Origin of the sequence: Clostridium frigoris (genome assembly GCF_018861865.1) — a bacterium.
GTDB classification, from domain to species: domain Bacteria; phylum Bacillota; class Clostridia; order Clostridiales; family Clostridiaceae; genus Clostridium_AD; species Clostridium_AD frigoris.
Genome location: NZ_JAHLDV010000034.1, coordinates 1 through 26,236 on the forward strand (window position 1 = coordinate 1; position 26,236 = coordinate 26,236).

The 26,236-nt window shown below is 29.3% G+C and carries 33 protein-coding genes and 2 pseudogenes; 25 read left to right on the forward strand and 10 right to left on the reverse strand.

Annotated elements, in window-relative coordinates:
- The 3 genes from KPL37_RS13235 to ltrA all read left to right on the forward strand — a co-directional run.
- Positions 1-643 (forward strand): metal ABC transporter permease (locus KPL37_RS13235; protein ID WP_216150112.1); only part of this gene is annotated, 643 nt, incomplete at its 5' end.
- The gene (locus KPL37_RS13240) at positions 640-876 is read left to right on the forward strand and encodes a TIGR03943 family putative permease subunit (protein ID WP_343216272.1); all 237 of its coding nucleotides are present in this window, start codon (positions 640-642) and stop codon (positions 874-876) included. The genes KPL37_RS13235 and KPL37_RS13240, both read left to right, overlap by 4 nt.
- Positions 877-1,397: 521 nt before the next feature.
- The gene (ltrA, locus tag KPL37_RS13245) at positions 1,398-2,807 is read left to right on the forward strand and encodes a group II intron reverse transcriptase/maturase (protein WP_216150114.1); all 1,410 of its coding nucleotides are present in this window, start codon (positions 1,398-1,400) and stop codon (positions 2,805-2,807) included.
- Between the two features lie 91 nt (positions 2,808-2,898).
- Here ltrA and KPL37_RS13250 read toward each other — a convergent pair whose 3' ends face one another.
- The 3 genes and pseudogenes from KPL37_RS13250 to hisC all read right to left on the reverse strand — a co-directional run bounded on the left by KPL37_RS13250 (position 2,899) and on the right by hisC (position 5,434).
- Entirely contained in the window at positions 2,899-3,738 is an 840-nt protein-coding gene (locus tag KPL37_RS13250) for an MBL fold metallo-hydrolase (protein WP_216150115.1), read from the reverse strand.
- A gap of 63 nt (positions 3,739-3,801) precedes the next feature.
- Positions 3,802-4,245, reverse strand: a complete 444-nt coding sequence (locus tag KPL37_RS13255) for an MOSC domain-containing protein (protein ID WP_216150116.1) — start codon at positions 4,243-4,245, stop codon at positions 3,802-3,804.
- A gap of 113 nt (positions 4,246-4,358) precedes the next feature.
- Positions 4,359-5,434, reverse strand: a pseudogene (gene hisC, locus KPL37_RS13260) (histidinol-phosphate transaminase).
- Between the two features lie 176 nt (positions 5,435-5,610).
- On the opposite strand from hisC, the gene KPL37_RS13265 reads away from it, so the two are divergent.
- The 20 genes and pseudogenes from KPL37_RS13265 to KPL37_RS13360 all read left to right on the forward strand — a co-directional run bounded on the left by KPL37_RS13265 (position 5,611) and on the right by KPL37_RS13360 (position 18,554).
- Complete coding sequence (locus KPL37_RS13265) at positions 5,611-5,964, forward strand: NifB/NifX family molybdenum-iron cluster-binding protein (RefSeq protein ID WP_216150117.1); 354 nt, start codon at positions 5,611-5,613, stop codon at positions 5,962-5,964.
- A 30-nt stretch (positions 5,965-5,994) separates the two neighbouring features.
- Positions 5,995-6,825 carry a P-loop NTPase gene (locus KPL37_RS13270; protein ID WP_216150119.1) on the forward strand — a complete coding sequence of 277 codons (831 nt, stop codon included), beginning with the start codon at positions 5,995-5,997 and terminating at the stop codon, positions 6,823-6,825.
- Positions 6,816-7,727, forward strand: coding sequence for an ATP-binding protein (locus KPL37_RS13275; protein ID WP_216150121.1), 912 nt, complete (start codon positions 6,816-6,818; stop codon positions 7,725-7,727). Before KPL37_RS13270 ends, KPL37_RS13275 begins: the two co-directional genes overlap by 10 nt.
- 64 nt (positions 7,728-7,791) lie before the next feature.
- Positions 7,792-8,151 (forward strand): C-GCAxxG-C-C family (seleno)protein, encoded by a 360-nt coding sequence (locus tag KPL37_RS13280; protein WP_216150123.1) that lies wholly within the window; start codon positions 7,792-7,794, stop codon positions 8,149-8,151.
- An 87-nt stretch (positions 8,152-8,238) separates the two neighbouring features.
- Positions 8,239-9,432, forward strand: a complete 1,194-nt coding sequence (locus KPL37_RS20115) for a P-loop NTPase (RefSeq protein WP_343216270.1) — start codon at positions 8,239-8,241, stop codon at positions 9,430-9,432.
- 68 nt (positions 9,433-9,500) lie between these two features.
- Complete coding sequence (locus KPL37_RS13290) at positions 9,501-9,992, forward strand: flavin reductase family protein (RefSeq protein ID WP_216150125.1); 492 nt, start codon at positions 9,501-9,503, stop codon at positions 9,990-9,992.
- A gap of 133 nt (positions 9,993-10,125) precedes the next feature.
- Positions 10,126-11,490 (forward strand): annotated as a pseudogene (gene scfB, locus KPL37_RS13295) (thioether cross-link-forming SCIFF peptide maturase).
- A gap of 118 nt (positions 11,491-11,608) precedes the next feature.
- Positions 11,609-12,016, forward strand: a complete 408-nt coding sequence (nifU, locus tag KPL37_RS13300; RefSeq protein WP_216150127.1) for a Fe-S cluster assembly scaffold protein NifU — start codon at positions 11,609-11,611, stop codon at positions 12,014-12,016.
- 187 nt (positions 12,017-12,203) lie between these two features.
- Complete coding sequence (locus tag KPL37_RS13305; protein ID WP_216150129.1) at positions 12,204-12,488, forward strand: DUF5320 domain-containing protein; 285 nt, start codon at positions 12,204-12,206, stop codon at positions 12,486-12,488.
- Between the two features lie 148 nt (positions 12,489-12,636).
- Positions 12,637-13,002: a NifB/NifX family molybdenum-iron cluster-binding protein gene (locus KPL37_RS13310; RefSeq protein WP_216150131.1), complete on the forward strand. Its 366-nt coding sequence runs from the start codon at positions 12,637-12,639 to the stop codon at positions 13,000-13,002.
- A gap of 7 nt (positions 13,003-13,009) precedes the next feature.
- On the forward strand, positions 13,010-13,840 hold the full coding sequence (locus tag KPL37_RS13315) for a nucleotide-binding protein (protein WP_216150193.1): 831 nt from the start codon (positions 13,010-13,012) through the stop codon (positions 13,838-13,840).
- Entirely contained in the window at positions 13,831-14,682 is an 852-nt protein-coding gene (locus tag KPL37_RS13320) for an ATP-binding protein (protein WP_216150133.1), read from the forward strand. The genes KPL37_RS13315 and KPL37_RS13320 overlap by 10 nt, the downstream gene beginning before the upstream one ends.
- A 49-nt stretch (positions 14,683-14,731) precedes the next feature.
- Positions 14,732-15,070: a NifB/NifX family molybdenum-iron cluster-binding protein gene (locus tag KPL37_RS13325; protein WP_216150135.1), complete on the forward strand. Its 339-nt coding sequence runs from the start codon at positions 14,732-14,734 to the stop codon at positions 15,068-15,070.
- 79 nt (positions 15,071-15,149) lie between these two features.
- Positions 15,150-15,413 (forward strand): flavin reductase family protein, encoded by a 264-nt coding sequence (locus tag KPL37_RS13330; RefSeq protein ID WP_216150137.1) that lies wholly within the window; start codon positions 15,150-15,152, stop codon positions 15,411-15,413.
- A 91-nt stretch (positions 15,414-15,504) separates the two neighbouring features.
- The gene (locus tag KPL37_RS13335; RefSeq protein ID WP_216150138.1) at positions 15,505-15,660 is read left to right on the forward strand and encodes a DUF5320 domain-containing protein; all 156 of its coding nucleotides are present in this window, start codon (positions 15,505-15,507) and stop codon (positions 15,658-15,660) included.
- A gap of 349 nt (positions 15,661-16,009) precedes the next feature.
- On the forward strand, positions 16,010-16,384 hold the full coding sequence (locus KPL37_RS13340; RefSeq protein WP_216150140.1) for a DUF134 domain-containing protein: 375 nt from the start codon (positions 16,010-16,012) through the stop codon (positions 16,382-16,384).
- A 319-nt stretch (positions 16,385-16,703) separates the two neighbouring features.
- The gene (locus tag KPL37_RS13345; RefSeq protein ID WP_216150142.1) at positions 16,704-17,021 is read left to right on the forward strand and encodes an MBL fold metallo-hydrolase; all 318 of its coding nucleotides are present in this window, start codon (positions 16,704-16,706) and stop codon (positions 17,019-17,021) included.
- Positions 17,022-17,281: 260 nt separating this feature from the next.
- Positions 17,282-17,638, forward strand: a complete 357-nt coding sequence (locus KPL37_RS13350; protein ID WP_216150144.1) for a NifB/NifX family molybdenum-iron cluster-binding protein — start codon at positions 17,282-17,284, stop codon at positions 17,636-17,638.
- Positions 17,639-17,655: 17 nt separating this feature from the next.
- Positions 17,656-18,114 carry a Fur family transcriptional regulator gene (locus KPL37_RS13355; protein WP_216150146.1) on the forward strand — a complete coding sequence of 153 codons (459 nt, stop codon included), beginning with the start codon at positions 17,656-17,658 and terminating at the stop codon, positions 18,112-18,114.
- Positions 18,099-18,554 (forward strand): DUF134 domain-containing protein, encoded by a 456-nt coding sequence (locus KPL37_RS13360; protein WP_216150148.1) that lies wholly within the window; start codon positions 18,099-18,101, stop codon positions 18,552-18,554. Before KPL37_RS13355 ends, KPL37_RS13360 begins: the two co-directional genes overlap by 16 nt.
- Positions 18,555-18,743: 189 nt before the next feature.
- Here KPL37_RS13360 and KPL37_RS13365 read toward each other — a convergent pair whose 3' ends face one another.
- The 3 genes from KPL37_RS13365 to KPL37_RS19825 form a co-directional block, all read right to left on the reverse strand.
- Positions 18,744-19,382: a histidine phosphatase family protein gene (locus KPL37_RS13365; RefSeq protein ID WP_216150150.1), complete on the reverse strand. Its 639-nt coding sequence runs from the start codon at positions 19,380-19,382 to the stop codon at positions 18,744-18,746.
- A gap of 202 nt (positions 19,383-19,584) precedes the next feature.
- Entirely contained in the window at positions 19,585-19,812 is a 228-nt protein-coding gene (locus KPL37_RS19820; RefSeq protein WP_246578280.1) for a helix-turn-helix domain-containing protein, read from the reverse strand.
- A gap of 29 nt (positions 19,813-19,841) precedes the next feature.
- Positions 19,842-20,252 carry a Crp/Fnr family transcriptional regulator gene (locus KPL37_RS19825; RefSeq protein ID WP_246578281.1) on the reverse strand — a complete coding sequence of 137 codons (411 nt, stop codon included), beginning with the start codon at positions 20,250-20,252 and terminating at the stop codon, positions 19,842-19,844.
- Between the two features lie 213 nt (positions 20,253-20,465).
- Here KPL37_RS19825 and KPL37_RS13375 point away from each other — a divergent pair, with 213 nt between their 5' ends.
- Positions 20,466-20,786: a thioredoxin family protein gene (locus tag KPL37_RS13375; protein ID WP_216150152.1), complete on the forward strand. Its 321-nt coding sequence runs from the start codon at positions 20,466-20,468 to the stop codon at positions 20,784-20,786.
- A 121-nt stretch (positions 20,787-20,907) separates the two neighbouring features.
- The gene (locus tag KPL37_RS20120; RefSeq protein ID WP_281418694.1) at positions 20,908-21,039 is read left to right on the forward strand and encodes a hypothetical protein; all 132 of its coding nucleotides are present in this window, start codon (positions 20,908-20,910) and stop codon (positions 21,037-21,039) included.
- A 76-nt stretch (positions 21,040-21,115) separates the two neighbouring features.
- On the opposite strand, the gene KPL37_RS13380 is transcribed toward KPL37_RS20120, so the two are convergent.
- The 4 genes from KPL37_RS13380 to KPL37_RS13395 all read right to left on the reverse strand — a co-directional run bounded on the left by KPL37_RS13380 (position 21,116) and on the right by KPL37_RS13395 (position 26,207).
- Entirely contained in the window at positions 21,116-21,538 is a 423-nt protein-coding gene (locus tag KPL37_RS13380) for a hypothetical protein (protein ID WP_216150154.1), read from the reverse strand.
- A gap of 157 nt (positions 21,539-21,695) precedes the next feature.
- Positions 21,696-22,301, reverse strand: a complete 606-nt coding sequence (locus KPL37_RS13385; RefSeq protein ID WP_216150156.1) for a TlpA family protein disulfide reductase — start codon at positions 22,299-22,301, stop codon at positions 21,696-21,698.
- A gap of 18 nt (positions 22,302-22,319) precedes the next feature.
- A complete protein-coding gene (locus KPL37_RS13390; RefSeq protein WP_216150158.1) occupies positions 22,320-23,024 on the reverse strand; it encodes a cytochrome c biogenesis CcdA family protein in 705 nt (234 codons plus the stop codon).
- A gap of 222 nt (positions 23,025-23,246) precedes the next feature.
- Positions 23,247-26,207: a Tn3 family transposase gene (locus KPL37_RS13395; protein WP_216150160.1), complete on the reverse strand. Its 2,961-nt coding sequence runs from the start codon at positions 26,205-26,207 to the stop codon at positions 23,247-23,249.
- Positions 26,208-26,236 lie beyond the last annotated feature (29 nt).

The following is a 26,236-nucleotide window of genomic DNA, read 5'->3' on the forward strand; positions in this document are numbered from 1 at the left end:
GAGTTCATTCGTATTTACTTCATTTTGTGGATTATTAATTGAGTTTTTAAGAGATTATTTTAAAAAATATGCTGAGCTAATACTTGTTGTTGTTCTGTCTTTAAGTGTTGGGATTGCTATTACTATCATGAGTTCTGGAGAATTACATGCAAATGTGAACTCATTTCTATTTGGAAGCGTATTAACTGTAACAAGAGATGATTTATATGCTGTCTTAGCTTTAAGTCTTGTATCAATTGTGACATTAATAATATTATATAATAAACTTGTTATTATAGCTTTTGATGAAGAAGCAGCAAAAGTTGGAAGAATAAATGTTAAATTAATTAATTATATATTTGCTATATTAGTTGCTGCTACAATATCTGTTTCTATGAGAATTGTTGGAGTACTTGTTTTAAGCTCTATGATTGCTTTGCCTGTAGCTACAGCAATGCAATTAGAGAAAGGGTTTAAATCAACTCTTTTATACTCAATATTGTTTAGTGTGATAGACATACTCTTGTCACTATTCATTTCTTATTATATGAATTGTGCACCTGGAGGTATAACTGCATTGATTTCAGTTGTATTACTTGCATTAGTTATATTGATAAAAAAGATAAGTTTATTATCATCAAAAAAAGCATTGCAAAATAAATAGAGAATGAGTTTGTTCCGGCCAGGCTTATGATGACTTGCTGTGCAGCAGATTTAGCCCCAGTTGGACTTTTAGCTAATTATGATAAGGCTAAGGACCTAAAACAAGATACATGGATAAAGGTTACTGGAAAAATAAAAGATTTAAACTATAATGGTGAAAAAACACCTATAATTATAGTTGAAAGTATAAAGAATACAGAAAAACCTAAAATTGAATATGTCTATCCTTTTTAGATTATTAAAATAATTGGGATATAATTTTGTTATCTTATAACTATTGAAGATTGTGATTAGGGTAATGAAAAAGGTTGATTAAGTTATAATCAACCTTTTTTATAGTTTGCCCGGCATGGGCGCAATCTAATGGGTGGAAGTCCCTAGCACAGGTTAATAGTGCCAAGTGCATAGCCTAAGATAAGGGTGTCCGCCGTGAGGCGGAATCTGAAGGAAGTCGACGGCCAAACTCTGGTCTGACGAACAGAAATTACATATAAGGCATATGCTTGTGGGTAAGTTTGCTATACAAAACAAAGCCCAAAACTATTCGAAACAAGCGGTGTAAATGTAGCAGATAGATGGAGTGAAAGATTGCGTTCTTACCCGGGGAGATCTGATAGGCAAGTTGTGGATATGAATTTAGAAATAACAAAACATACAGTGATGTATGTCTGAACTATCAGAAGTCAGCAGAAGTCATAGTACCATGCAAAACGCGTTAGCGTGGGAAGGACTGAACAATAGGAGGTTTTGAAATTTTGAAAGATACGAAGAAATATGATGAAAGCAGACAACTTCATAAAGAAGGCTCTCTACGAGAGAATAGAGTGGAACTTAAAGGTAACGTAGAAGTGCATAGTATTTCTCCTATGTCAGAAGAAGGAAGAAACGATGTAAATAAATACGGTAATGATTTACTTGAGCAAGTATTGTCGAGGGATAATATGAACAAAGCTTATAAACGAGTAAAGGCCAATAAAGGAAGTCATGGAATTGATGGGTTGATGGTAGATGAACTTCTACATTACCTAAAAGAACATGGACAAGAATTAAGGCAATCATTACTAGAAAATAGATATAGACCCCTAGCAGTGAGAAGGGTAGAAATACCCAAACCTGATGGGGGAATAAGATTACTAGGAATACCTACTGTGGTAGATAGAGTTGTTCAACAAGCAATTTCACAAGTTCTAATACCAATATATGAAAAGAAATTTTCTGATAATAGTTATTGCTTTAGACCTTTAAGAAGTGCAAAACAAGCTGTTGAAAAATGTAGGGGATATATTAATGCTGGCTATACGTGGGTGGTAAATATTGATCTTTCTAAATACTTTGATACGATAAATCATGATAAGTTAATAAAAATACTATCGGAAGATATTAAAGATGGTAGAGTAATTTCTTTGATACGAAAGTATCTACAAAGCGGAGTAATGATAAATGGTATATTTATGAATACAGAAGAAGGAGCACCTCAGGGTGGCCCATTATCACCGTTATTAAGTAACGTTATGTTACATAAACTTGATGTAGAGCTAACAAAGCGGGAACTAAAGTTTTGTAGATATGCTGATGATGCAAATATATATGTTAAAAGTAAGAAATCAGCCAATAGAGTAATGGAGAGCATTACAAGATTTATTGAGGAAAATTTAAAGCTTAAAGTGAATAAAGAAAAAAGTTCAGTAGATAGACCTTGGAAACTTAAATTTTTAGGATTTTCGTTTTACCGTTCAAAAGGTGAATACAGAATGAGAGTTCCTCAAAAGCCTATAAGTAAATTCAAAGCAAAGCTAAAAGAATTAACTTCAAGAAGTAATGCGATGAGCATGGAATATAGGTTAATGAAACTTAAGCAAGTGATAGTTGGATGGGTAAATTATTTTGCTATTGCAGACATTAAAAGTATTCTTAAAACACTTGACCAATGGTTAAGACGAAGAATTAGAATGTGTTTTTGGAAACAGTGGAAAAAGATTAAGACAAAACATGGAAACCTTGTTAAATTAGGTTTGAACAATAATAAAGCCTGGCAATATGCAAATACAAGGAAAAGCTATTGGAGAATATCCAATAGCCCTATATTAGCCAAAACATTAACTAGTAAGTACCTTAAAAAGATAGGTTTAGTTTCTATATCTGAAACATATTTATTAAAACATTAAGTTCTATTGAACCGCCGTGTACCGAACGGTACGCACGGTGGTGTGAGAGGTCGCTAAATAAATTAATTATTTAGCTCCTACTCGATTTGTTTTATAGCATTTCAATAATATTTCCAGTATTGTTATATATAAATTCATCCACAAATTCATGCCTAATTTTTTCAACGGCATATTTTCCAGTGCAATGAGACATTGCTAAAATGCAGATGTTTTTTTCTTTGAAATAGTTCATTGTAGTCTTTAATCTTTGTTCATCTGCTTCAACTAAATGTGTTCCACCAACAATACCATAGATTGACATACCTGTTCGCTCTATAATGGTTTCTAGAATATTAATTATCCCTACATGAGAACATCCTACTATGACCACCAAACCTTTTTCATGTTTCACTACTAATACTATTTCATCAGAAAAATTATCTGCTACATAGTTTTCATCTTGTTTTATTTGAAAAATTTTGTTTATCTGTTCAAAATCATTACTTTTTTTAAAATTAGAGAATATCATTATATTTTCAGTAATATAAAATATGTCTTCCTTAATATATTTTACGACAATATTATTTTGATTAACATATTCTTTATCAAAGGAATTACCAATATATTTGTAATTATCTTTTTCCACGATTTTATATTTATTATTAAAAAAACTTTTTCCTACAATTAAATTATATGATGTATAATCTTCATCAACAAGTTTTCTAAATCCTCCAGTATGGTCATAATGTCCATGACTTAACACAATATAATCCAATTTACTTAAATCAATTTTCAACAATTCAGTGTTTTTAATAAAATCTCCACTTTGACCAGTATCAAATAATATTTTCATTCCATCAGTTTCAATATAAAGAGACAACCCGTGTTCGTTAAATAAAAGATTATTAATATCATTATTATTTTCTATAAGAGTTGTTATTTTTAAATTCATCTTAATTACCAATTCTCCCTTCTGTTTTTTCTAAAAAATTAGTATTTATATATTTTTTACTTTTTAGAAAGGTATTATTTCTACAGAATCTCTCTTTCTTATTTTACCACCATTAATTACTTTACAAAATAAACCTTCACTTGGTAAAAGACTTATACCAAATGTTCTGCTAACTATGCTAGGATGATCCTCTTTACCAATTTGGGTTATCTCTAAAACAACATCTGTGGCTAAGCTGATTCTGTTTCCAACTATTAAATTAGATAAATCTAGACCATCAATTAGAATATTCTCTGCAAAATCTCCAGGTCCTATATTTAAGTTATGTTCTATATTAGCCTTTTGGACACTAAACCAATTAAGGCAAGTTATTTGGCGACTCCAATTACCTGCATGTCCATCATTTTCTATCCCATAGTTTTCTATGAGATTAGCTTCATGTACTTCCTTTTTTAACTGTCCTCGCTCTAGACTAATAGATATGGCATATATAAGTCCTTTGCTCATTTAAATCACTCCCCGTTTTTAATAAGATCATCACTTCATCATAACCATTTATTACTGCATTTCTTTCTTAATAAGTTTAATCGTATTTAATTGGTTATTAGAAATAATTTATATTAAATTTCTGTTTCCATCTCTAGAATAATCTGTTCTAATCTTTTTATAAGCATTTTCATTTCTTCGTTAGTGCCTATACTTATTCTCAAAAAATTATTTATTCTAGGTTTATCAAAATATCTAACAAGAATTCCATATTTCCTTAATTTATTAAATATTATTTTTGCATTAATTTTAGTATGGGATACAAATAAAAAGTTAGCTTTTGATTCCAATATAATAAACTTTAATTCTCTAAGTAATGGTACTGTTTTTTCTCTTGTATCCATAATTTTAAGGCGAACACTCTGAAAATAGGTTTCATCTTCAAAAGATGCTTTTGCACCAGCTAAAGCGATAGAATCAATGGTATAAGAATTAATTGAGTTCTTAATTCTGTTGAGGCCCTCGATTAAGTCTTTATGTCCAAAAGCAAAACCAACACGCAACCCTGCTAGTGATCTTGATTTAGAAAGTGTCTGAATAATCAATAGGTTTGGATAATTATTTACAAATCCAATTAAAGATTCTCCACCAAAGTCTATATAGGCTTCGTCTATTATAACAACACTTTCTATGTTGTATTCCACAATTCGTTTTAAGGACTTTATTGATATATATTTGGTGGTTGGTGCATTTGGATTTGTTATTACAATTCCACCATTTTCAATACAAAATGAATTTAAAGGCAAAGTAAATTCATCATCTAAGGGAATTAACTTATGTTTTAGACCAAATAGTTTAATATAAATTTCATAGAAACTATATGTTATATCAGGAAATAAGATAGGCTTTTCTTTATAAAAAATGCCATAAAAGAGAAAGCAAGTACTTCATCTGAACCATTTCCTACAAATATTTGATTAGGTGATAATTTATAATAATTTGCTAATGTGTTTTTAAGTTCATCACAGTTTGGGTCAGGGTATAACTGAAGATTTTCATTAGCCGCTTTGCTAATTGCTTCAATTACTTTTGGAGAGGGTGGGTACGGGTTTTCATTAGTGTTTAATTTAATATATTTCCTATCTTTAGGTTGTTCGCCTGGGATATAAGGTTCAATGTTTTTTGTAGTTTCACTCCAATATTTACTCATACATAAATCTCCTTTTTATATCTAGTTCATTTAATTGTACATAAAATGATGGTAGTTTCTTACTCCAATAATTATTTAATTATACTATTGTTATTGGCGTTTGACAATAACAAAAAACAAGAGTAATATGAAATTAGCAAATGCCAATAATTAATTATAGAAAAGGAGGAATAGTAATGAAGATAGTAATTTCATCAGACGGAAAAATTAATGAAAATTTACTTGATAAGAGGTTTGGAAGGTGTGAATATTTCCAAATTCATGATACCGAAAGTGGAGAAGTTAAAATTTTAGAAAATAAAAGACAAAGTTCAAGTGGGGGAGCAGGTATTGTTGCATCTAACCAATTAATCGAAGAAAAAGTAGACGTTATAATAACCGGTAATCTTGGACCTAATGCTTTTGAACTTATAGAAAAAGCAGGAATTAGAGCTTATAAATGTGGGATTATGGATATTAGTTCAGTTTTAGAAAAATATAATAAGGGTGAACTTGAAGAAATAAAAATGTCTGGACCTTCACTTCATTAATCAAACTAGTAGATCGGAGAGGAGTATACAGTGAATATAGCAGTACTTAGTGGAAAAGGAGGGACAGGTAAAACAACTGTTTCAACTAATCTTGCATTAGTTTTAAAAGCAAATTATATTGATTGTGATGTAGAAGAACCAAATGGATTTATATTTCTAAAGCCATTAAATATTAATAAGAAAGAGGTACAGACCGATTATCCTTTTATTGATTATACTAAATGCAAACATTGTGGAGAGTGTGCGAATGCTTGTCAGTTTAATGCTTTAGCAAGAATCAACGAATGTATTATACTTTTCGAAAGATTATGTCATAGTTGTGGAGTTTGTAAAATTGTATGTAAATATGATGCAATAGAGTATAAGAAAAGAACTGTTGGAATTATCGAAGAAGGAAATTTAGAGGATATTCAGTGTAAACGAGGAGTATTAAATATAGGCGAACCTATGGCCGTACCAATTATTAAAGAACTTTTAAATAATTTAAGTAAAAATATTAACATCCTTGATTGCTCACCTGGAACTTCTTGTAATGTGGTAAATACGCTTCAAAATGCTGATATAGCTATCCTTGTAACTGAACCTTCAGAATTTGGATTACATGATTTGAAAATGGCGGTTGAGCTTGTTAAGAGATTCAATATACCTATGGGTATAGTAATTAACAAGAGCGTAAGTGATGAAAATATAATAACTCAATACTGTAAAAAGGAAAATATTTCGATAATAGGTTCTTTACCTTATAGTAGGAGTATTGCAAAACAGTATTCAAAAGGTGAAATGCTCATAGAAAATAATGAATATAGAAGCCTTTTTAATAACATTGCTAAAAATGTAAAGGAGATACTAGTATGGAATTAGTAGTATTAAGTGGAAAAGGAGGAACTGGTAAAACTACAATTGCTGTTGCTTTATCAGAACTTGCTAATGATCCTATAAAAGTAGATTGTGATGTAGATGCTCCTAATTTTTATCTGTTTTATAAAGGGGAAGACTTAAAGAAAGAAGACTTTTATGGAGGTAAAAAAGCTATTATAGATAAAGATCTTTGTACTGAATGTGGTTTATGTGAAAAGTATTGTAAGTTTGATGCAATAAAAAACAATCAAGTAAATATTTATAAATGTGAAGGTTGTGGAGCTTGTACTATTGTTTGTACTGAAAATGCTGTTAAATTAACCAATGAAAAAAGTGCAGATGTATTTATGACAAAAGACTCTAAAGGAATATTATCCAGGGCAGAAATGGAAGTTGGAAGTGAGGGCTCCGGAAAGCTTATTACTATATTAAGAAAAAATAGTGAGGAATTTAAAAAAAAAGAATCAGAAATTGAAGATAGCAAATCTTCATTAGTTCAAAAATTTAAAGGTATATTTAACAAACAAACTAAATTAACAATAGTAGATAGTTCTCCAGGTATAGGTTGCTCTGTAATGGCATCCGTAACAGGTTGTGATATAGCTTTAATTGTTACAGAACCCACAAAATCAGGTATGGAAGACTTTATGAGAGTAATGACTCTTTGTAAGCATTTTGAAGTTTGCACGCTGGTATGTATTAATAAATATGATATTAATGAAGAAATAGCAAAGCAAATTGAAACATTATGTTCACAAGAAAGTTTTAAAGTAGTAGGAAAAATTCCATATGATGATGTTGTTATGCAATCGATAAATGAGTTGAAACCTATAACTTGTTATAAAGATAGCATAGCAGAAAAGGCTATTGAAGATATGTGGAGCAATATAAAAGAATTTTTATAAAATTATTAAAACCAAATAAATATTATAGTTATAGCTATAGTTTAAAAATAGGGAGCATATACAAATGACAGACGTTTTAGAATATCATAAGCAAGGATATAATTGTGCAGAATCTATAATAAAGGCGTTTAATGAAGAAAATAATGTTAATATTCCAATTTCAATTGCTAGTCCTTTTGGTACAGGTATGATGGTAGGAAGTACTTGTGGAGCAGTTACAGGAGCACTTATGGCATTAGGAACATTAAAAGGAAGAGAAGAAGCGACGACTAAGAATGAATCGACAAAATATACAAAGGAAATAATAAATAAAGTAAAAGAAAAATATGGTACATTTGAATGCTTACAATTAAAGAAACAAGGCGTTTCTTGTAATGAAATAATTGAGTATACCTATAATGTTTTAAAAGAATGTGTAGAATAAAATTTAATTTATAAATAGAAAGTTAAGGATATGTAGATTAATATGTAAATAATTATTTATTAAAGAACAAAATAAGGAGGAATTTTGGTGGCAAATAACGATTCAAATCAGTCGAATGAAAAATGTAAGTATGAAGAAAGCATCAAAATGGAAAACAATCCAAGCAATAATATTAAAAAAGTAATAGGTGTTATGAGCGGTAAAGGTGGAGTAGGTAAATCAACAATTTCAGTTTTATTAGCTAAAGAACTAAACAAGAAAGGTTATAAAGTAGGGATATTGGATGCAGATATTACAGGCCCGAGCATACCTAAATTGTTGAATTTAGGGGGCAAGAGAGCAGAGACCTCTGAAGAAAATATTTGGCCAGTAACAACAGAGGATGGCATTAAGGTGATGTCTCTTAATTTACTTATTGAAGATGAAGAGCAACCAGTAATATGGAGAGGTCCTATGATAGCAAATACAGTTAAACAGTTTTGGACAAATGTATTATGGGAAGAACTTGACTATTTAATTATTGATATGCCACCTGGAACTTCTGATGTAGCGCTTACAGCTATGCAGTCATTTCCTATTGATGGCATAGTAATGGTATCAATACCTCAGGATTTAGTTTCTATGATAGTGGCGAAAGCTATTAATATGACCAAAAAGATGAATATTAAAATAATAGGGTTAGTAGAAAATATGAGTTACATTGTTTGTCCTAATTGTGAAAAGGAAATAAGATTTTTTGATAATAGTAATACACAAGAATTTTTAAATAAAATGAATATACAACTTATTGGAGAGCTTCCAATGAGTAAAGAAATAATAGATGTTATAAATAATAAAAGTAGTATAAGTAAGGTATTAGATGATAAATTTAAAGCTTTGACTGAAAAAGTAATAGAATTTGTTAATTTTAAGGAGGATGTCAATATGAAAATTGCAGTAGCGAGTGAAGAGAAAAATGTAAGCGGACATTTTGGGTTTTGTGAAGGATTTACAATATATGATGTAAATGAAGCTAAGGAATTAAAAAAAGAATTTGTTAAGAATCCCGGTCACAAACCTGGATATCTTCCAGTGTTTCTAAAAGAATTAAATGTAAATCTTATTATTGCAGGTGGCATGGGAGAAACAGCGCAGAATTTATTTAACGAAAATGGTATAGAAGTAGTAGTGGGTGCACAAGGTCTTTGTGATGATGTAGTACAAAAATATATGGATGGTGAATTAAAATCAACAGGTAGTGTTTGCACGCAGCATGAACATGAAGGACATTGTAATGAATAATTATAAAGGATGATTTGATATGTTAGGTTATAGATGTAATAAGTTATACAAATAATGGAGGGATTATTATGAGTAAAGTTCAAGGTAATATGAAATCATGTCTTCAACCAATGGCTAAAATAGTGGTTTCTTGTAGAGGCACCGATGGTAAAAATAATGCATTAGTAGTAGGATATTGTTGTAATTGTAGCTATGACCCACCAATGGTTATGGTTGGTATTGTACCTTCAAGATATTCATATAAAATTATTAAGGAAACAGGATGTTTTGTAGTGAATCTTGCTACAAAGCAGCAAAAGGAAATGTTTGATTATTTGGGGAGTCATAGTGGTAGGGATGAAGATAAGTTTTCAAAGCTTAATATTAAAGTTGAAGAAGGAATAAAGGTAAATGCACCTTTATTAGCAGATTGCCCTATAAATATAGAGTGCAAGGTAGTAGATTCTATAGTTACTGGATCACATGAAATGTTTGTAGGTAAAATTGAATATGTGCATTGTAATGGGGAAATAGTTGATATTAAAGGAGAAATAGATTTTTCTAAAATTGATCTTATCTAGTAGGCAAAAAAATATACTTAATTCAATAAATAATTAATTAAATACTTCTCAGGAGGATAAATAAGGGGGTGGGGTACCACCCCCTTATTTATTATAAAAATAGTAAAACAAATAGAGAAAGGATAACAAACTAATGAATGATATACATAAATTTAAATGTAATGATGATTGTTTTATATTAGATGTAAGTTCTGGTACTATTCATGTAGTAGATAAAATTATATATGATATAGTTAATGAAAATAATATTGAGAGTAGAAGTAATGTCATAAACAAATACAGAGGAATATATGATGAAAACATTTTAAATGAATGTTATGACGAAATAGAAGAACTTATAGAAGATGATAAATTGTATTCAGATGATGTATATGAGCCTATTGCTAAAGAATTTGAAAAAGAACCTGATTACATAAAAGCTGTATGTCTTAATATTGCTCATGATTGTAATTTAAGATGTAAATATTGTTTTGCTGATGGAGAAGGTTATGATAGGCAAAGAATATTAATGAGTTTTGATGTTGCTAAAAAAAGTATTGATTTCTTAATTAAAAATTCAGGCACAAGAGTTAATATAGAAGTGGATTTTTTTGGAGGGGAACCTCTTTTAAATATGGATGTTGTTAAAAGAACAGTTGATTATGCAAGAAGTAAAGAAAAACAATACAATAAAAATTTTAGATTTACGATTACTACAAATGCTACATTGTTAACTGAAGATATTATGGATTATTTAGATGATAATATGGTAAATGTTGTATTAAGTATTGATGGTAGAAAAGAAGTAGAAGATAGTATAAGGATAAAAATTAATGGTGGAGGAACATATGATGATATTCTTCCTAAAATAAAGAGTATGGTTGAAAGAAGAGTTAAATCTAAAAAACAGTATTATATAAGAGGAACATTTACTTCACAAAACTTAGATTTTTCTAAAGATATAAAACATTTTATAGATCTTGGATTTAAGGAGATTTCAATTGAGCCAGTGGTGTTATCAGCTGATAATCCTCTATCTATTAAAAAAGAATATTTAGAGCAAATATACGAATAATATGATATCATTTTTAATGAATTATTAAAGCATGATGATGTTATTTTTTATCATTTTAATATTAATATTAATGGTGGGGCATGCATTTATAAAAGAATATCTGGTTGTGGGGCTGGCTTTGAATATATTGCAGTAACTCTAGAAGGGGATATATACCCTTGTCATCAATTTGTAGGCAATAAAGTTTTTTATATGGGAAATGTGTATGATGGTATTGAAAATAAAGAAATGTCAACAGATTTTAGAAAATCTAATATATATAATAAACCAGAATGTAAAAAATGTTGGGCAAGATTTTATTGTAGTGGAGGTTGTCAAGCTAATAATTATAATTCTACTGGAGATACATTAATGCCTTATGAAATTGGGTGCAATATGCAAAAAAGAAGAATTGAATATGCAATTGCATTACAATATTATAGGAGTAATAAAATATTATCATAATATTATATAGTATTAAGAATAAAAGATTACTATAAAATGAAACTTGTGCAAGTTATTTAAGCTGCATTTGATAAAAATTATTTATATTATATAAAGTTTAAAGTATGGAGGTTGAGAGATGTATAGTGATAAGGTGATGGAACATTTTATGAACCCAAGAAATGTCGGAGTAATTAAAGATGCTGACGGCATAGGTGAAGTTGGAAATGCACAGTGTGGAGACATAATGAGAATATTCATTAAGGTTAAAAATAATATAATAGTAGATACAAAATTTATGATTTTTGGATGTGGTTCTGCTGTGGCATCTAGTAGTATGGCTACGGAGATTATTAAGGGAAAAACACTTGAAGACGCTTGGAAAATTACCAATAAAACTGTTGCAGATTCATTAGACGGGCTTCCAACAATTAAAATGCACTGCTCGGTTTTAGCAGAGGAAGTTATACATGCAGCTATAAATGATTATAGAGTAAAACAGGGGATGGAGCCTTGGATTAGCAGCTTAGATAGTGAAATGGTATAAAATTAGGTGTTATATTTAATAGACTATACTATTGTTTACACAAAACAATAGTATAGTCTATTACTTTGTGGAAATATTTTATGAAAAACAAATTCATCAAAATTAGTTATTGACATATGCCCAAAATTGAGTATAATAAAAGTTGTAAGGGGCAAATGCCCAAAACTAAAATAAAGGAGATGTTTTCATGGCTAGAAGAGATGGTACAGGTCCAAGAGGAATGGGATCAAACACAGGAAGAGGTATGGGCGGTTGTAATGTAACTAATGCGGCAGGTGAAACTAGTGGCCTTGGTATGGGATTAGGGTTAGGTAGAAGAGGCGGTTGTGGAATGGGTTTAGTAATGAATGGTTTTAATAATTCAATTAATCCTGTAAACCAAAAGGATTTACTTGCACAAGAAAAAATTAATCTTGAAAATAGACTCAATTTAATAAATAATCAATTGAATACTTCTCAGGGTGATAAGTAAATAAGGGGTGATCTTTCACCCCTTATTTTTTTAGTTTCGTTTATATATTTATTTAATTATATTATCATTATTGGCATTTGACAATAACTAAAAATAGTAGTATTATCAAATTAGCAAATGCCAATATCTAAATAGAGGAGGAGTAGTAATGAAAATAGTAATTTCATCAACAGGGAAAACTAATGAAGATTTATTAAATACCAGGTTTGGAAGATGTGAATATTTTCAAATTCATGATACTAAAAGTGGAGAAGTAAAAGTTATAGAAAATAAGGGTCAAAATGCTAGTGGTGGAGCAGGAATTCTTGCTTCTAACCAAATAATTGATGAAAATATAGATGTTATTATAACAGGTAATCTTGGTCCCAATGCTTTTGAACTTATTGAAAAAGCAGAAATTAAAGCATATAAGTGTGAAAGTATTGTTATAAGTTCAGTACTTGAGAAATATAATAAAAGCGAATTAGAACAAATACAAATGTCTGGTCCTGCGTATCATGGTGGGGGTAAGTAGAATGGGAATGAATATAGCAGTTCTTAGTGGAAAAGGAGGAACAGGAAAAACTACGATTTCAATTAATCTTGCTCTTGCATTAAAGGCGAATTATATAGATTGTGATGTTGAAGAACCAAATGGTTTTTTATTTTTAAAACCTATAGTAGATAAAACAGAAAAAGTTATGGTAGAGTACCCAATTATAGATAAAGCTAATTGTACTTCTTGTGGGGCTTGTGTAAATGCATGTCAATTTAACGCTCTTGCAAAAGTGAAAGATGAAATTTTACTTTTCTCTAAATTATGTCATGGATGTGGAGCTTGTGAACTTGCATGTAATTATAATGCTATAACTTACAATAAAAGACAAACAGGTAAAATTGAAAGCGGGAAAGTAAGAAATATAAATTGTAGTAGAGGGATTTTAAATGTAAATGAACCTATGGCAGTACCTGTTATTAGACAATTGCTTAAAAGTATATCAGGTGGAGTTAATTTAATAGATTGTCCTCCAGGTACTTCTTGTAATGTAGTAAATGCACTGAAATATGCGAGCGCAGCAATACTTGTAACAGAACCTTCAGAGTTTGGACTTCATGATTTGAAAATGGCAGTAGGAGTTGTAAAAATGTATAATATACCTTTTGGTATAGTTATAAATAAAGATGATGAAAAAGATAATATAATAAAAAGATATTGCAAGGAAGAAAAAATAAAGTTATTAGGAACTGTTCCTTATAGTAAAAATACAGCAGTACTTTATTCTAGGGGAGAAATACTATATGATGATCCACATCATAAAGTACTATTTGATGAACTTTCAAAGGAAGTAAAAGAGGTGATATCTTGGAACTAGTAATTTTAAGTGGTAAAGGTGGAACGGGTAAAACTACAATTGCAACAGCACTTGCTGAACTTGCCAAAGATGTAATAAGAATAGATTGTGATGTAGACGCACCTAATCTTTATATGTTTTACAAAGGACAAGACATCGAAAAAAGTGAATTTATAGGTGGTAAAAAAGCTGTAATAGACGAATCTCTTTGTACCAAGTGTTGTGTATGTGAGACTGTGTGCAAATTTGAAGCTATAGAAAATTGTAAAATAAATTTATTTGCTTGTGAGGGATGTGGTTCTTGTACATTAGTATGCCCACAAAATGCTATAAGTTTAAAATCGGAAAAAACAGCAGAAACATTTATTACTAAGCTAGATACAGGTATAATTTCAAGAGCAGAAATGGATATAGGTAGTGATAGCTCAGGACTGCTAGTAACGTTTCTTAGAAAAAATGGTAGAAAATTTAATGATAAAGAGAAACTAACTATATTAGATGGTTCACCAGGTATTGGGTGTCCTGTTATAGCATCAATAACAGGAAGTGATGCAGTACTCACTGTTACAGAACCTACAAAATCAGGTCTTGGAGATTTAAAGAGAGTAGTAGAATTATGTGAACATTTTGGAGTTATTACTATGGTTTGTATAAATAAATATGATATAAATGAAGAAGTAGCTAAGGAAATAGAAGACTTTGCTTATGATAAAGGTTTAAAAATAGTTGGTAAAATTCCATATGATGATATTGTTATGAAATCGATAAATGAGTTAAAACCTATTACTTGTTATAAAGAAAGTATAGCCGAAAAAGCTATTGAGGATATGTGGAGTATTATAAAAGAAGCATTTAGACTTTAAAAGAACATGTAAAATAAATTTATTAATTAAAATATAGGAGGAATTATAAATGAGAATAGCAGTTGCAAGTGAAGAAAGTAAAGTTAGTGGACATTTTGGATATTGTGAAGGGTTTACAATATATGAAGTAGAGGATGGTAAATCAATAAGTAATAGTTTTACTGCAAATCCAGGACATAAACCTGGGTATCTTCCAGTGTTTTTAAAGGAATTGAATGTAGATATTATTATTGCAGGTGGAATGGGAGAAACAGCACAAAACTTATTTAATGAAAATGGTATTGAGGTAGTAGTTGGTGCACAGGGATTAAGTGATGACGCAGTACAAAAATATATAAGTGGTAAATTAAAATCAACAGGTTCTGTTTGTCATGAACATATACAATAAACGCACATAATTTTATAAGTGTTTAGTAATTTAAAATGGTTATTATACAAGTAAATTGTACTAAAGATGGGGAATTAGAATGGGAAAAATTCAAGCGGATATGAATTCTTGTTTTCAACCAATGCCTAAAGTGATAGTTTCTTGTAGAAGCCTTGATGGTAAAAATAATGTGTTAGTAGTAGCTTATTGTTGTAATTGTAACTATAATCCACCAATGATTATGAGAGGTATTGTTCCATCACGATATTCCCACAAAATTTTCAAGGAAACAGGTTCTTTTGTATTAAACATAGCTACTAAAGATCAGAAAGAAATGTTTGTAGGTAAAATTGAACTTATTTAATATTATCAGAGTAGTTATTGATATATACCCAATACGGAGTATAATGGTAGTTGTAAAGGGTATATGACCAAAGATAAAAGAAGACGAGGTTATGTCAAGAAGAGATGGTACAGGTCCAACAGGAATGGGACCAAAAACAGGAAGAGGATTAGGATTATGCAATGTAGCTAAAGTTGCAACTGTAGTTGGAGGATTAGGACTTAAAATGGGACTTGGTAATATAAATAACCCTATTAATAAAAAATAAATAATCAAATAATAAATAATATGGTAAATGAAAGAAGTATTGATGGTAGAAAAAAAGTAAAAGATAATATAAGGGAGTTATTACTTATAGATTAAAATAAAACTATTGAAGTTGAAGAGAATAAAAAATGGACGATTAAACTTTCTGACATGAAATTTAGAATTGTAATCATTTTGGATGTGGTAAGAATATTTATTATGTTTTTTTATGTAAATGTGATTATTTTACTAAAATGTTTAACTTAAAAAAATTTAAAGGCGTCTTTGTTAATGAAAAACATGTTAAAGAAATGATGGAGTGAAAATGTTAAGAAATTATAATAGAAAAATAATACGGAGGAGATTAAATAATGGCAAGACCTAAAAAGTGGAGAAGAGTTTGTATGTTGCCTGAAATTGTTAAATTTGGTCCTATTGATTTAGTGGAAACATTAAATGAATCAATAATTATGACAGTAGAGGAATATGAAACTATAAGGCTAATAGATTTAGAAGGTTTAAATCAAGAGCAAAGTGCAAATGTAATGGGAGTTGCCCGTTCTACATTACAAAGAACATATGATGATGCTCGCAGAAAATTAGCAGATAGTTTGGTAAATGGTAAGTTATTAAAAATAGAAGGAGGAAATTACAAGCTTTGTAGTGAGCTTGAGGACGAAGAAAATTGTGATAATTGTATTTGTCACAGACATAGACACGGTAGAAATATGAAACCTGGAAGATAAATATGGATATTAATTTAACGCTAAATATATCTGAAATTTGTTAATAAAGCTAACAATTCATATAAGTTAATTGTTGGAAAAAAATTTTTAACAAAAAATATAAAGTAGTTGGAAAAGATAATTATAAGTATATTGGTAATTCTTTTGATAACGAATATATTCATCAAAATAATATTGAGGTAAAATATATTGAAGAAAATATAATGATGTTTATAATTTTAAACCAAGCAATAAATTTGAACAGATAAATAAAATATTTCAAATAAAGCAAGATAAAAATTATGTAGTAGATGAGTTCTCTGATGAAAAAGTATTAGTATTGAAGCATGAAAAAGGTTTGATAGTTATAGTAGGATGTTTTCATATAGGTATAGTTAATATTTTAGAAAGGATTATAGAACACACGAACATGACAATTTATGTAATTATTAAAGAAACTCATTTAGTTGAAGTAAATGAGAAAAGATTAAAAAATACAATTAATTATTTTAAAGAAAAAAACATTTCTCTTTTGGCAATGTCTCATTGCACCGGAAAAGTTATTAAAATAGGAATTAAGCAAGTGGATATAAAAGAGATCACTGATTATGTATTATTATTATTATTATTATTGGCATTTGACAATAACAAAAAATAAGAGTAATATGAAATTAGCAAATGCCAATAAACATTTATAGAAAAGGAAGAATAGTAATAAAAAGAGTAATTTAATCAAATGAGAAAATCAATGAAAATTTACTTGATAAGAGGTTTGGAAGGTTAAAAATATAGTATATATGAATGCTTATAATTAAAGAAACAAGGTGTTTCATGTAATGAAATAATAGAGTATATCTATAATGTTTTAAAAGAATGTGTAGAATAAAATTTAATTTATAAATAGAAGGAGGATTTTAAATGAAAATAGCAGTTGCAAGTGAAGGAAAGAATGTAAGTGGACATTTTGGATATTGTGAGGGATTTACAATATATGATGTTGTAGAAAGTAAATCGTTAAATAAGAGTTTCACTCCAAATCCAGGTCATAAACCTGGCTATCTTCCTGTATTTTTGAAAGAATTAAATGTAAATGTTATTATTGCTGGTGGTATGGGAGAAACAGCACAACAGCTATTTAATGAAAATGGTATTGAGGTAGTAGTTGGTGCACAAGGATTTAGTGAGGATGTAGTACAAAAATATATAAATGGTGAATTAAAATCAACAGGAAGTGTTTGCACGCAGCATGAACATGAAGTACACTGCAATGAATAATTATAGAGGATGATTTTATGAATGATGATTTAATAGTTTTTAAAAAGTTAATAGAAAAAAAAGGTTATAAATTCACAATGCAAAAAAAAATAATATTAAAAACTATTCTGGATAATAAGACCCATTTAAATGCAAAAGAGATATACAAAAGGATCAAAGAAAAAAATATAGGACTTGCTACGATTTATAGAGTGTTAAAGGTATTTAATGAGTTAGGTATAGTAAAAGAAATAAATATTAACCGTATAAACTATTATGAGATGAAAATATTTAGTGGAAACCCCCTGCATATTCATTTTAAATGTTATAAATGTAATAATATAGTTGATATAGATAGTCAAAGCTTAAATATTGACTATCTAAAATTAAACGAAAAAATAGAAATAGACAATAATTTGGAGATATATGATTCAAACATTACGTTCATAGGATTATGTAGTAAATGCAGGGAGGAATTAAAATGTCAAGACCTATAAAATGTAGAAGAGTAGAATTCTTTCCAGATGATACTTATTTTGTTCCATGGGGTAAGCCTAAATGTGAGATTGAAGAAATAGTTTTAAAAGTAGAAGAACTTGAGGCAATGAGATTAAAGGATATTGAAGAATTAAATCAAGAAGAATGCGCACAAAGGATGCAGGTATCAAGGCAAACTTTTCAAAATGTTATAGATAGCGCAAGAAAAAAAATAGCTATTGCTTTGACCGAAGGAAATGCTATAAGAATAAGTGGTGGGAATTACAGAGCAACATTTTGTAAAGCCAAATGCTTTAACTGCGACACTATATATGAAATAAAGTATGAACAGGACAAGCATATTTGTCCTATTTGTGGTTCGGAAAACGTACTTTGCAGTAAAAAAACAAACTTTTGTGCAAAATGGTGTAAAGAACAAAGTAAAGATAATAATGCTTAATATTTAAGTATTGATGTTAAAAACAATGAATTAGCGGTAGGATACTGTTCTAACTTTAGTTATGATCCGCTAATTATTATGGTATGTATTGCACCTTCAAGGAAAACTAGAGTTTATTATTTATAAGACTATACCATTATTATATATAAAATAATGGTATAGTCTATTTCTATGTATTTTGTTTGCATTTTATACATAAGATTTTATAATGTAGTCATCAGGAAGATGGCTTGTATCATTCAAAGTAATTATTTTTGGATTAAAATCATCATCAAAGATTATTTTACAAACAGATGTATTACCTAAAATTATTTTATGATACATGGTCATTTTTAGGTCAAATAGACCGATTAGTCCAGCTTTGATAATTCCACCATGAGCTACTATTACGATATTCTTTCCTTTATGTTTTTTTGCAATTTCTAGAATAGCATTTTTAGCACGGATGCTTGCTTTTTTGAGACTTTGATCACCACCACACATAGGTCCATCAAGTTCATCATTTCTCCACTTTATAAATTTTTCGGGGAAGTTTGTTTGAATTTCTTTTATAGTAAGACCTTCCCATGCACCAAAATTTATTTCTCTTAAGTTTAAAGCAACATTAATAGTAGTGTTGCTTTTCTTAGCAATGATTTTTGCTGTTTGCAGAGCTCTTTTTAAAGGACTTGTGTAAATAAAATCAAAATTATTAATAAATCTTTTACTTAGATACTCCGCTTGAAGTATACCTTCGTTAGATAAATTAATATCTTGGCAGCCTTGGAATTTACCTAAGGCATTCCAGTTTGTTTCACCATGACGTGCTAGTGTAATTGTTGTATTCATTATTAATCACTTCCTAAGTAATAGTATACTGTTTATTTATCTTTTTTACTTCAAAAATCTTTGTTTTATTACAACCAACACAAATAATTGATACTCTTAATTACTTTTTTAAATTTGTATTAAAACTTGTTAGCCCATGATTCAAAAACTTCAATATAATATTTTTAATATCTTTATATAGGTTAAAGTAGTTTATGGAAAATTAAATTGATGTTAGTGACTCATAATTAATTATTGTAATAGAATGTGCATCATATTCTATTAACCCATCCATTCTCATTTTATTTAATTCACGAGAAAGGGAAGGTCTTTGAATTCCAAATTTTTCAGCAAGTTCTTTTTTTGTGAGTTCCAACTTTATTATTAGGTTGTTTTGAGAAAAACTTTCATACAATAAAAAATCAATTAAACATTGTCTTATAGTTTTCATAGATAATGCTTTAATTTTATCTGTTAATATTAAAGTTTTGTCTGGGATTCTAGCAAATTATTTAAGAATTTAATATTGCTTTGACAAAATTTTAAAATTAAATTTTTTTTAAAATGTAGGATGATGACATCACTTTTTGAAAGAACCGTCATGGGGAAAAAATTTTTATGGGAAAAAAGTAGATTTCCACCTATTACATCACCTATATTAAAATCACTAATAGTTAGTACGTTGCCATTAGAATCGATTTTTTGAACTAATACAGTTCCTTTTAAAATTATATCAAAACGAGTACATTTTTCATTTTGAAAATATATCACAGAATTCTTTTTATAATTTTTAATTTCATATAAGTCTTTAGTGAATAAATATTCTATATCTTTAAAAGAAAGGTCTTTAAATAAATCAATTTTTTTAAGTAAAGGTATATAATTTAGCATATATTAATTATCCCCTTTTAAAAAGATTAAATTGTCTCAAATATTGTAATTATGATTAGTACTTGGGTAGTGATATTTGACAAGAAGTACAGATGCACTTATAATTTCAAATATATACTAGGGGAGTATAAAAAATAGAAAATTAGATTAATACGTATAGCTACATTATCCAGTGTCGATATTAAAAAGAAAGCATAAAGAAGGAGTAAAATTATGAAGAATTTAAATTCAATAAATGATATAAAAGATTTTATTAAAGAAAATAAATTTGTTATGTTATATTTTTCGTCAGATGGGTGTAATGTGTGTAATGATATTTTACCCAGACTTAAAGAACTACTTAAAAAACATTCTAAAGTTGTGAGTGGACATGTAGAAGTTCAAAATATCCCATCTGTAGCTAGTGTTTTTGCTGTATTTACTATTCCTACCATTATTATTTATTTGGAGGAGAAAGAGATAGTAAAACAATCTAGATATATTAATTTTCTAGAATTAAAAGAAAAAATCCAGAGATTTTCTGAATTTGTTTAGGAAAATGTTTATTTAAGGCTTACTTTTCTTATGTTACAATAATCTTAAATTCTATAAATCAAGGAGATGTAAACTGAATATAAAATTTAATAAACAAATAAATGAAGTATTAAAAAAATTAATGGAATCCAAAGAAAATGGAGTTATAAGATTAGAAGTAACAGCCTTTGGTTGTGGAACACCTGAACTAGGACTTGTTGAAGCATTTACTGGTGGATTTTATGTTCACAGACTACATACATCTAGTTTGTAATATTAAATGTAAAGTAAGACCAACTATTTGTTGGTCTCATTTTTGTAATGAATTTACCTGATTTAGAATTGCAATTTTATTTAGAAACTCTTTTTCCACTACCCATCATTCCATCACCATTTCCATGAGCTTTATTTGTTCCGTGAACATTAACTGTACCATTTGAATTCTTATTTCCTTCACCGAAATTTCCTATGCAACTTGCTGTGTTAGTTTTTATATTTTTCTTTAAAGTAGCACCTTTTTCTTTAGCAAGCTCATATACTGTTTTTCCAAAAGCAAGCCCAGCGGTTATTTGGGTATCTGTAAATCCTTTGGTTTTAAGTACAGAGGTTACGTAGTCATATCCTCTAACTCCTGAGGCCCTGGCCATTCCAACAGCATTGTGTGCTACTGTAGTTACTGGGGTAGTTGTAGAAATTTCAGCGGCGAATACAACACCACTTGTAACTAGCACTAATGATAAAGTTAATGCAACCCATAATTTTTTGCTTTTCATATTTGTACCCCTCAAATTTTTATTTTGTTTGGTATGACTATATGATAACGAAATTATGGTTTGGATAAGTGTTATTTTTGTGCCATTTCTATTAAAAAAATAAAGACAGCATGTTTAGTTTTATCGATATTAATTATTGTTGCATATTTATTATTAGCTATTTATCTAAGGTTTTAATATATGATTTCATTTGATCAATATTCATAGCGCCCATTCGTTTAGAAATGATATTTCCGTCTACATCAATGAAATATGAAGTTGGAATTGATGCTATATTATATTTGGCTGAAACACTTTGATCTAAATCTAAAAGTACTTTGAAACTATATTTATTACTAGCAATAAAAGACTTAACAGTGCTTAAAGGTTCTCCTATTTCAATTGCAATTATAACCAAATCACTATTTTTTGTTTCTTCATATAATTTTTGGATTTCAGGCATTTCTTCTTTACAAGGGCGACACCAAGTTGCCCAAAAATTAAGAAATACTTTTTTGCCTTTTAAGTCACTTAGGGATAATTCCTTGTTGTTAAAATCACTTAATTTGAAATTAGGAGCCTTCGTTTTAATAACAGTAGGATTTATTTTATTTGTATCATTAGAGCTCTTAGTATTAATTTTAGGGGTAGTTGTTTTGCCGTTAACTTTTTCTTCAACAGATATTTTAGTTTTATTATAATTTTTTACTGTATAAATTGATACACCTACAAGTGTCACAGATACTATTATTATAGCTATAAATGCTTTTGAGGGTTTTTTCATATTTATTTGCTCCTTCATCTAAAAATTAATAAAATTCCCATATTGGCTTAATATTGATAGCTTATTAGTAAAAATTAGTGATCCCATTAATACCATTAAAAGACCACTTATTGTTGAAATTACGGGCAAATATTTTGAAAGCTTTTTAAATTGTTTAGTAAAGTTTTCTATGGCAATGGCAGTTAGGATAAATGGAACAGCGAGTCCAAGGGAGTACATAATAAGAAGTAAAACTCCAGTGCCTACAGAATTCATGCTGGTAGCATAGATAAGTATTGAGGATAATATAGGACCAATGCAAGGAGTCCAACCTGTAGCAAAAGCCATACCCATTATTATTGAGCTAAAGGGACCTTTAATTTTATTAAAGTGTAAAAATCTTTTCTCTCGATAAAATAATTTAACTTTAAAAACACCTAGGGTGTGTAGACCAAAAACAACAATAATTGTTCCACCAATTTTTCTAAACAAATCCTTATGAGTAATTAATAATTTACCAAGGGAAGTTATAGAAAGTCCCATTAGAATAAAAATTATAGAAAAGCCTAACACAAATCCAAAAGATTTATATAAAGTGAAAAGTTTAGTTTTGTCATTTTTTAGTTCTTCTATAGAAGAACCTGTTAAATAACTTACATATGCAGGAATCAGCGGAAGAACGCAAGGGGACAAAAAGGATAGAAGGCCCGCAGAGAAAGCAAGCAATATTGATATATCATTCAAAATTAAATCACCTCCCAAATCATTTTTCAGCTTTATATTTTTCAATATATTCATTCCTAACTATAAAAAAATTTGTTTAAATAAAATTATCATATTTTGTATTTAAATTATAACACATTATTTGTGTTTTTAGTTAGTAGTGCATCTCCTATTCGGGTACAGCCGACATACGTGTAAAAGTAGGCCACATGATGGAAGTAATATCCATTATGTGGCTTTTTCTTATTTCATAGGTATCGAAATACTCATATCTATAGCCTTTGGTATGTTTTCTAAATCAATTACATAATCACCAAAGCGTTTTATGTGCTTGGTGATATATGGGCTAAGGGTGGCTACGTCGGACTTGGTAAATTCAACGCCATTAGCTGATAGCTCTTTTAGTATTAAAGTCATGTCCACAACGTTCTGAAGTATTACTGCATTGGCTACAAGATTATTATACTTAATTCTCTTTTCTTGTTCATCAGGATCATTTTCAGAAATAACGCCTTCACCCCCGAATGACAAATATTTAGAAAAGCCATTATATGATTCCATTTTATTTGTAGTTGACGTAATCTGTTGACGCATTTCAATATCAGAAATATAACCTAAAAGAAAGATGGTTCGAATTACATTTCCGAGTTCTTTAAATGATTGATATATCTTGTTTTTATGACTATAATTATTTAACTTCCTTAAGAGAGTAGATGGAACTATTTTTCCTGCCTTAATTGAAAATACTACTTGGAGCATATCTTTCCAATGAGTTTCGATTAATTTCCAATCTACAACATCACTGAACAAAGAGTCTATATGTTTATATTTATGACTCTTATCAACACGATAAAATTTTAAATCCTGCCAGTTCCTAATTCTTGGCATTAGCTTGATTCCTAATAAATAAGTTAATGCAAAAACAGGGGTTGATTGTGCTTGTGTATCCCCATGTATTGTATCTGGCTGAATATCAGATTTGTTTTTCATTAACCCATCTATTATATAAATTGCTTCCCATACTCCACAAGGAATAAAATGGCTAAATAAAGCTATATATTTGTCTGAAATATGATGATAAGCTATTCCACCATTTCCTCCATAACGTATGTGATATTCTGATACTAAATTTTCTTTATAAAGGTCATGCATTGTACCATCAACAGCGGCAATCTTATTATTACCCCACAAATTTGGGAGATAGCACTTATCGTATAAGTTGATTATATCTTTAAGAGCTTCCTCTAGCTTTTTTGCTGTAACATGTCTTCGATTTACAAAGGATAGCATATGTGGAGTTACTGAACTCTTCATATGCCTTGATGTTTCTGTGGGACCAAGATTGCAACCATATCCAAATGCTAAAGTAACATATCTTTCAACTGCATTTTCTAATTTAGGATCCGATCCTGATAGTGGGCCAAAATGACGTGTCCAATTTAGCCAATATTCTACATTACAAAGAATTTGGATTACATCACGTTCAGGTAAACATTTATGAATGGCTTTCTCTAAATCAAGAGCACTCTTTGGAATATTTTTGGCCTTGGCACGTTTAAGCACAACCTCACCTTTTTCATTAATAGTGATATTCCCATTATCAGAATAATTTTTATCTACTTCTATGGACTTTTCTTTTAACAATGATTTCAACTGCGCTACAAATTCACTTGGATTTTCTTTGAAATCCATTTCTGTGCAAAAATCAGAAACTAAAGGCTCACAGTCCTCCCAAGGTAAAAGCTGCTTTCTATAGTCTGCAAAATCTTCAGAGGTATCAATACACAAGTCGCCGGTTTTTAATCCAGATGCAAGATGATAAAAAATACATACCTCCAGGTGCCTTCGAACTAAAAAGGTGTTACCACCTTCTTTTACCATAACAGTATTTTGCCATTGAGCACTTGCAAAAGCTAAATCTAATGTAAAAGGTAATAGTTCAGTACGCTTATCTTCATTTGCAATCAAGAAATTTAATGCTTCTATTAAGGAATAATCTTGTGTAGCAGTACGAATTTCAAGAAGCTTTATTAATCTAAACAAAGATTTTCTATAGCTTTTGTAAAATTTCCATATTAAAGGTAAGTAATTATTTCCGTTGTAAGAAGATATAGTATCACAATCTGTAAGAAGTACTTCTGTGCCACCATTTGCATTTACTATTTCTCTAATTTGTTGCCCTAGCGTCGTATCATTCTTATTATTATCATTTGTTTTCAAAAGTACATTTGTTAAAATTGAAATCAGATTCTCTGTTTTTACACGATTCTTTTCTTGAATCTTTTTTAATTCATCTTTACCTTTATTCTGAATTTTACGAAGGCACTTTAAAAACATTTCGACTAGGTTATCTCGTGTCTTGACTTTTGACATATATATTAAGCTTAAAATTAAAGTGTATTTTTTTGCAATAGAAAAGTTATTTATTTCAGAGGCATCCAGTACTTTAGCTTCAGATGCATAGTGTTTAATTTTAGCAATTGGAATTTCCTTAATCAAACTCTCAACATCACCCATAGATAATAGTAATTGATATGTATTTCCCAGTGCTTTAAGATGATTAATGGTTGCACTTTTGGGAATTTCTTTTAAGTAATTAAATTTAGAATAATTTTCAGAGTCTTCAATATATAATAAGCTATCTAACTGCAATTTTTTATCAGAGGTTAATTTATTTAGTACATTTTCATAAATATTTGAATTAACTAATGTACGAATATGGCGGGCTAAGCGATCTAGTGTACTAAATGCAGGAAGTTCAAATCGCTCTTTTATCAATGTTTCAATAGCTACATTTACAAGATCAGCAGGATTATTCATAACTTGGGCTGCCTTATAGGTAGCTTCCGTAATTACGTGTCTTGCACTTGCTCCAAATTCCGTAACGTTTAAATATTCTCTAATTGAGCTATTATATCGGTAGAGTGTTCTATTTGGTAGATTAAGATCTACATCCGATGCAATATTTAATTGTGAGCAAAGATATTTTACAATTTCAATTGGAATTTCATTAATTTTAGGGAAATAGCCCAACCTTTGAAATGACTTTATCATAAGAATAAAGTTCAAGACTTGAGCCTCGCCTTTTGCAACTCTATGAGCTATTTCAATTTCTTCATGATTTGGGGTATAAATTTTTACAAGTTCTTTTGAACTTATGTTTTTCTTAAACCTTGGATAAGCTGTACGTTCAATAGTTGACAAGTGTAGTCCTCCTATCAGCAATGGTTCAA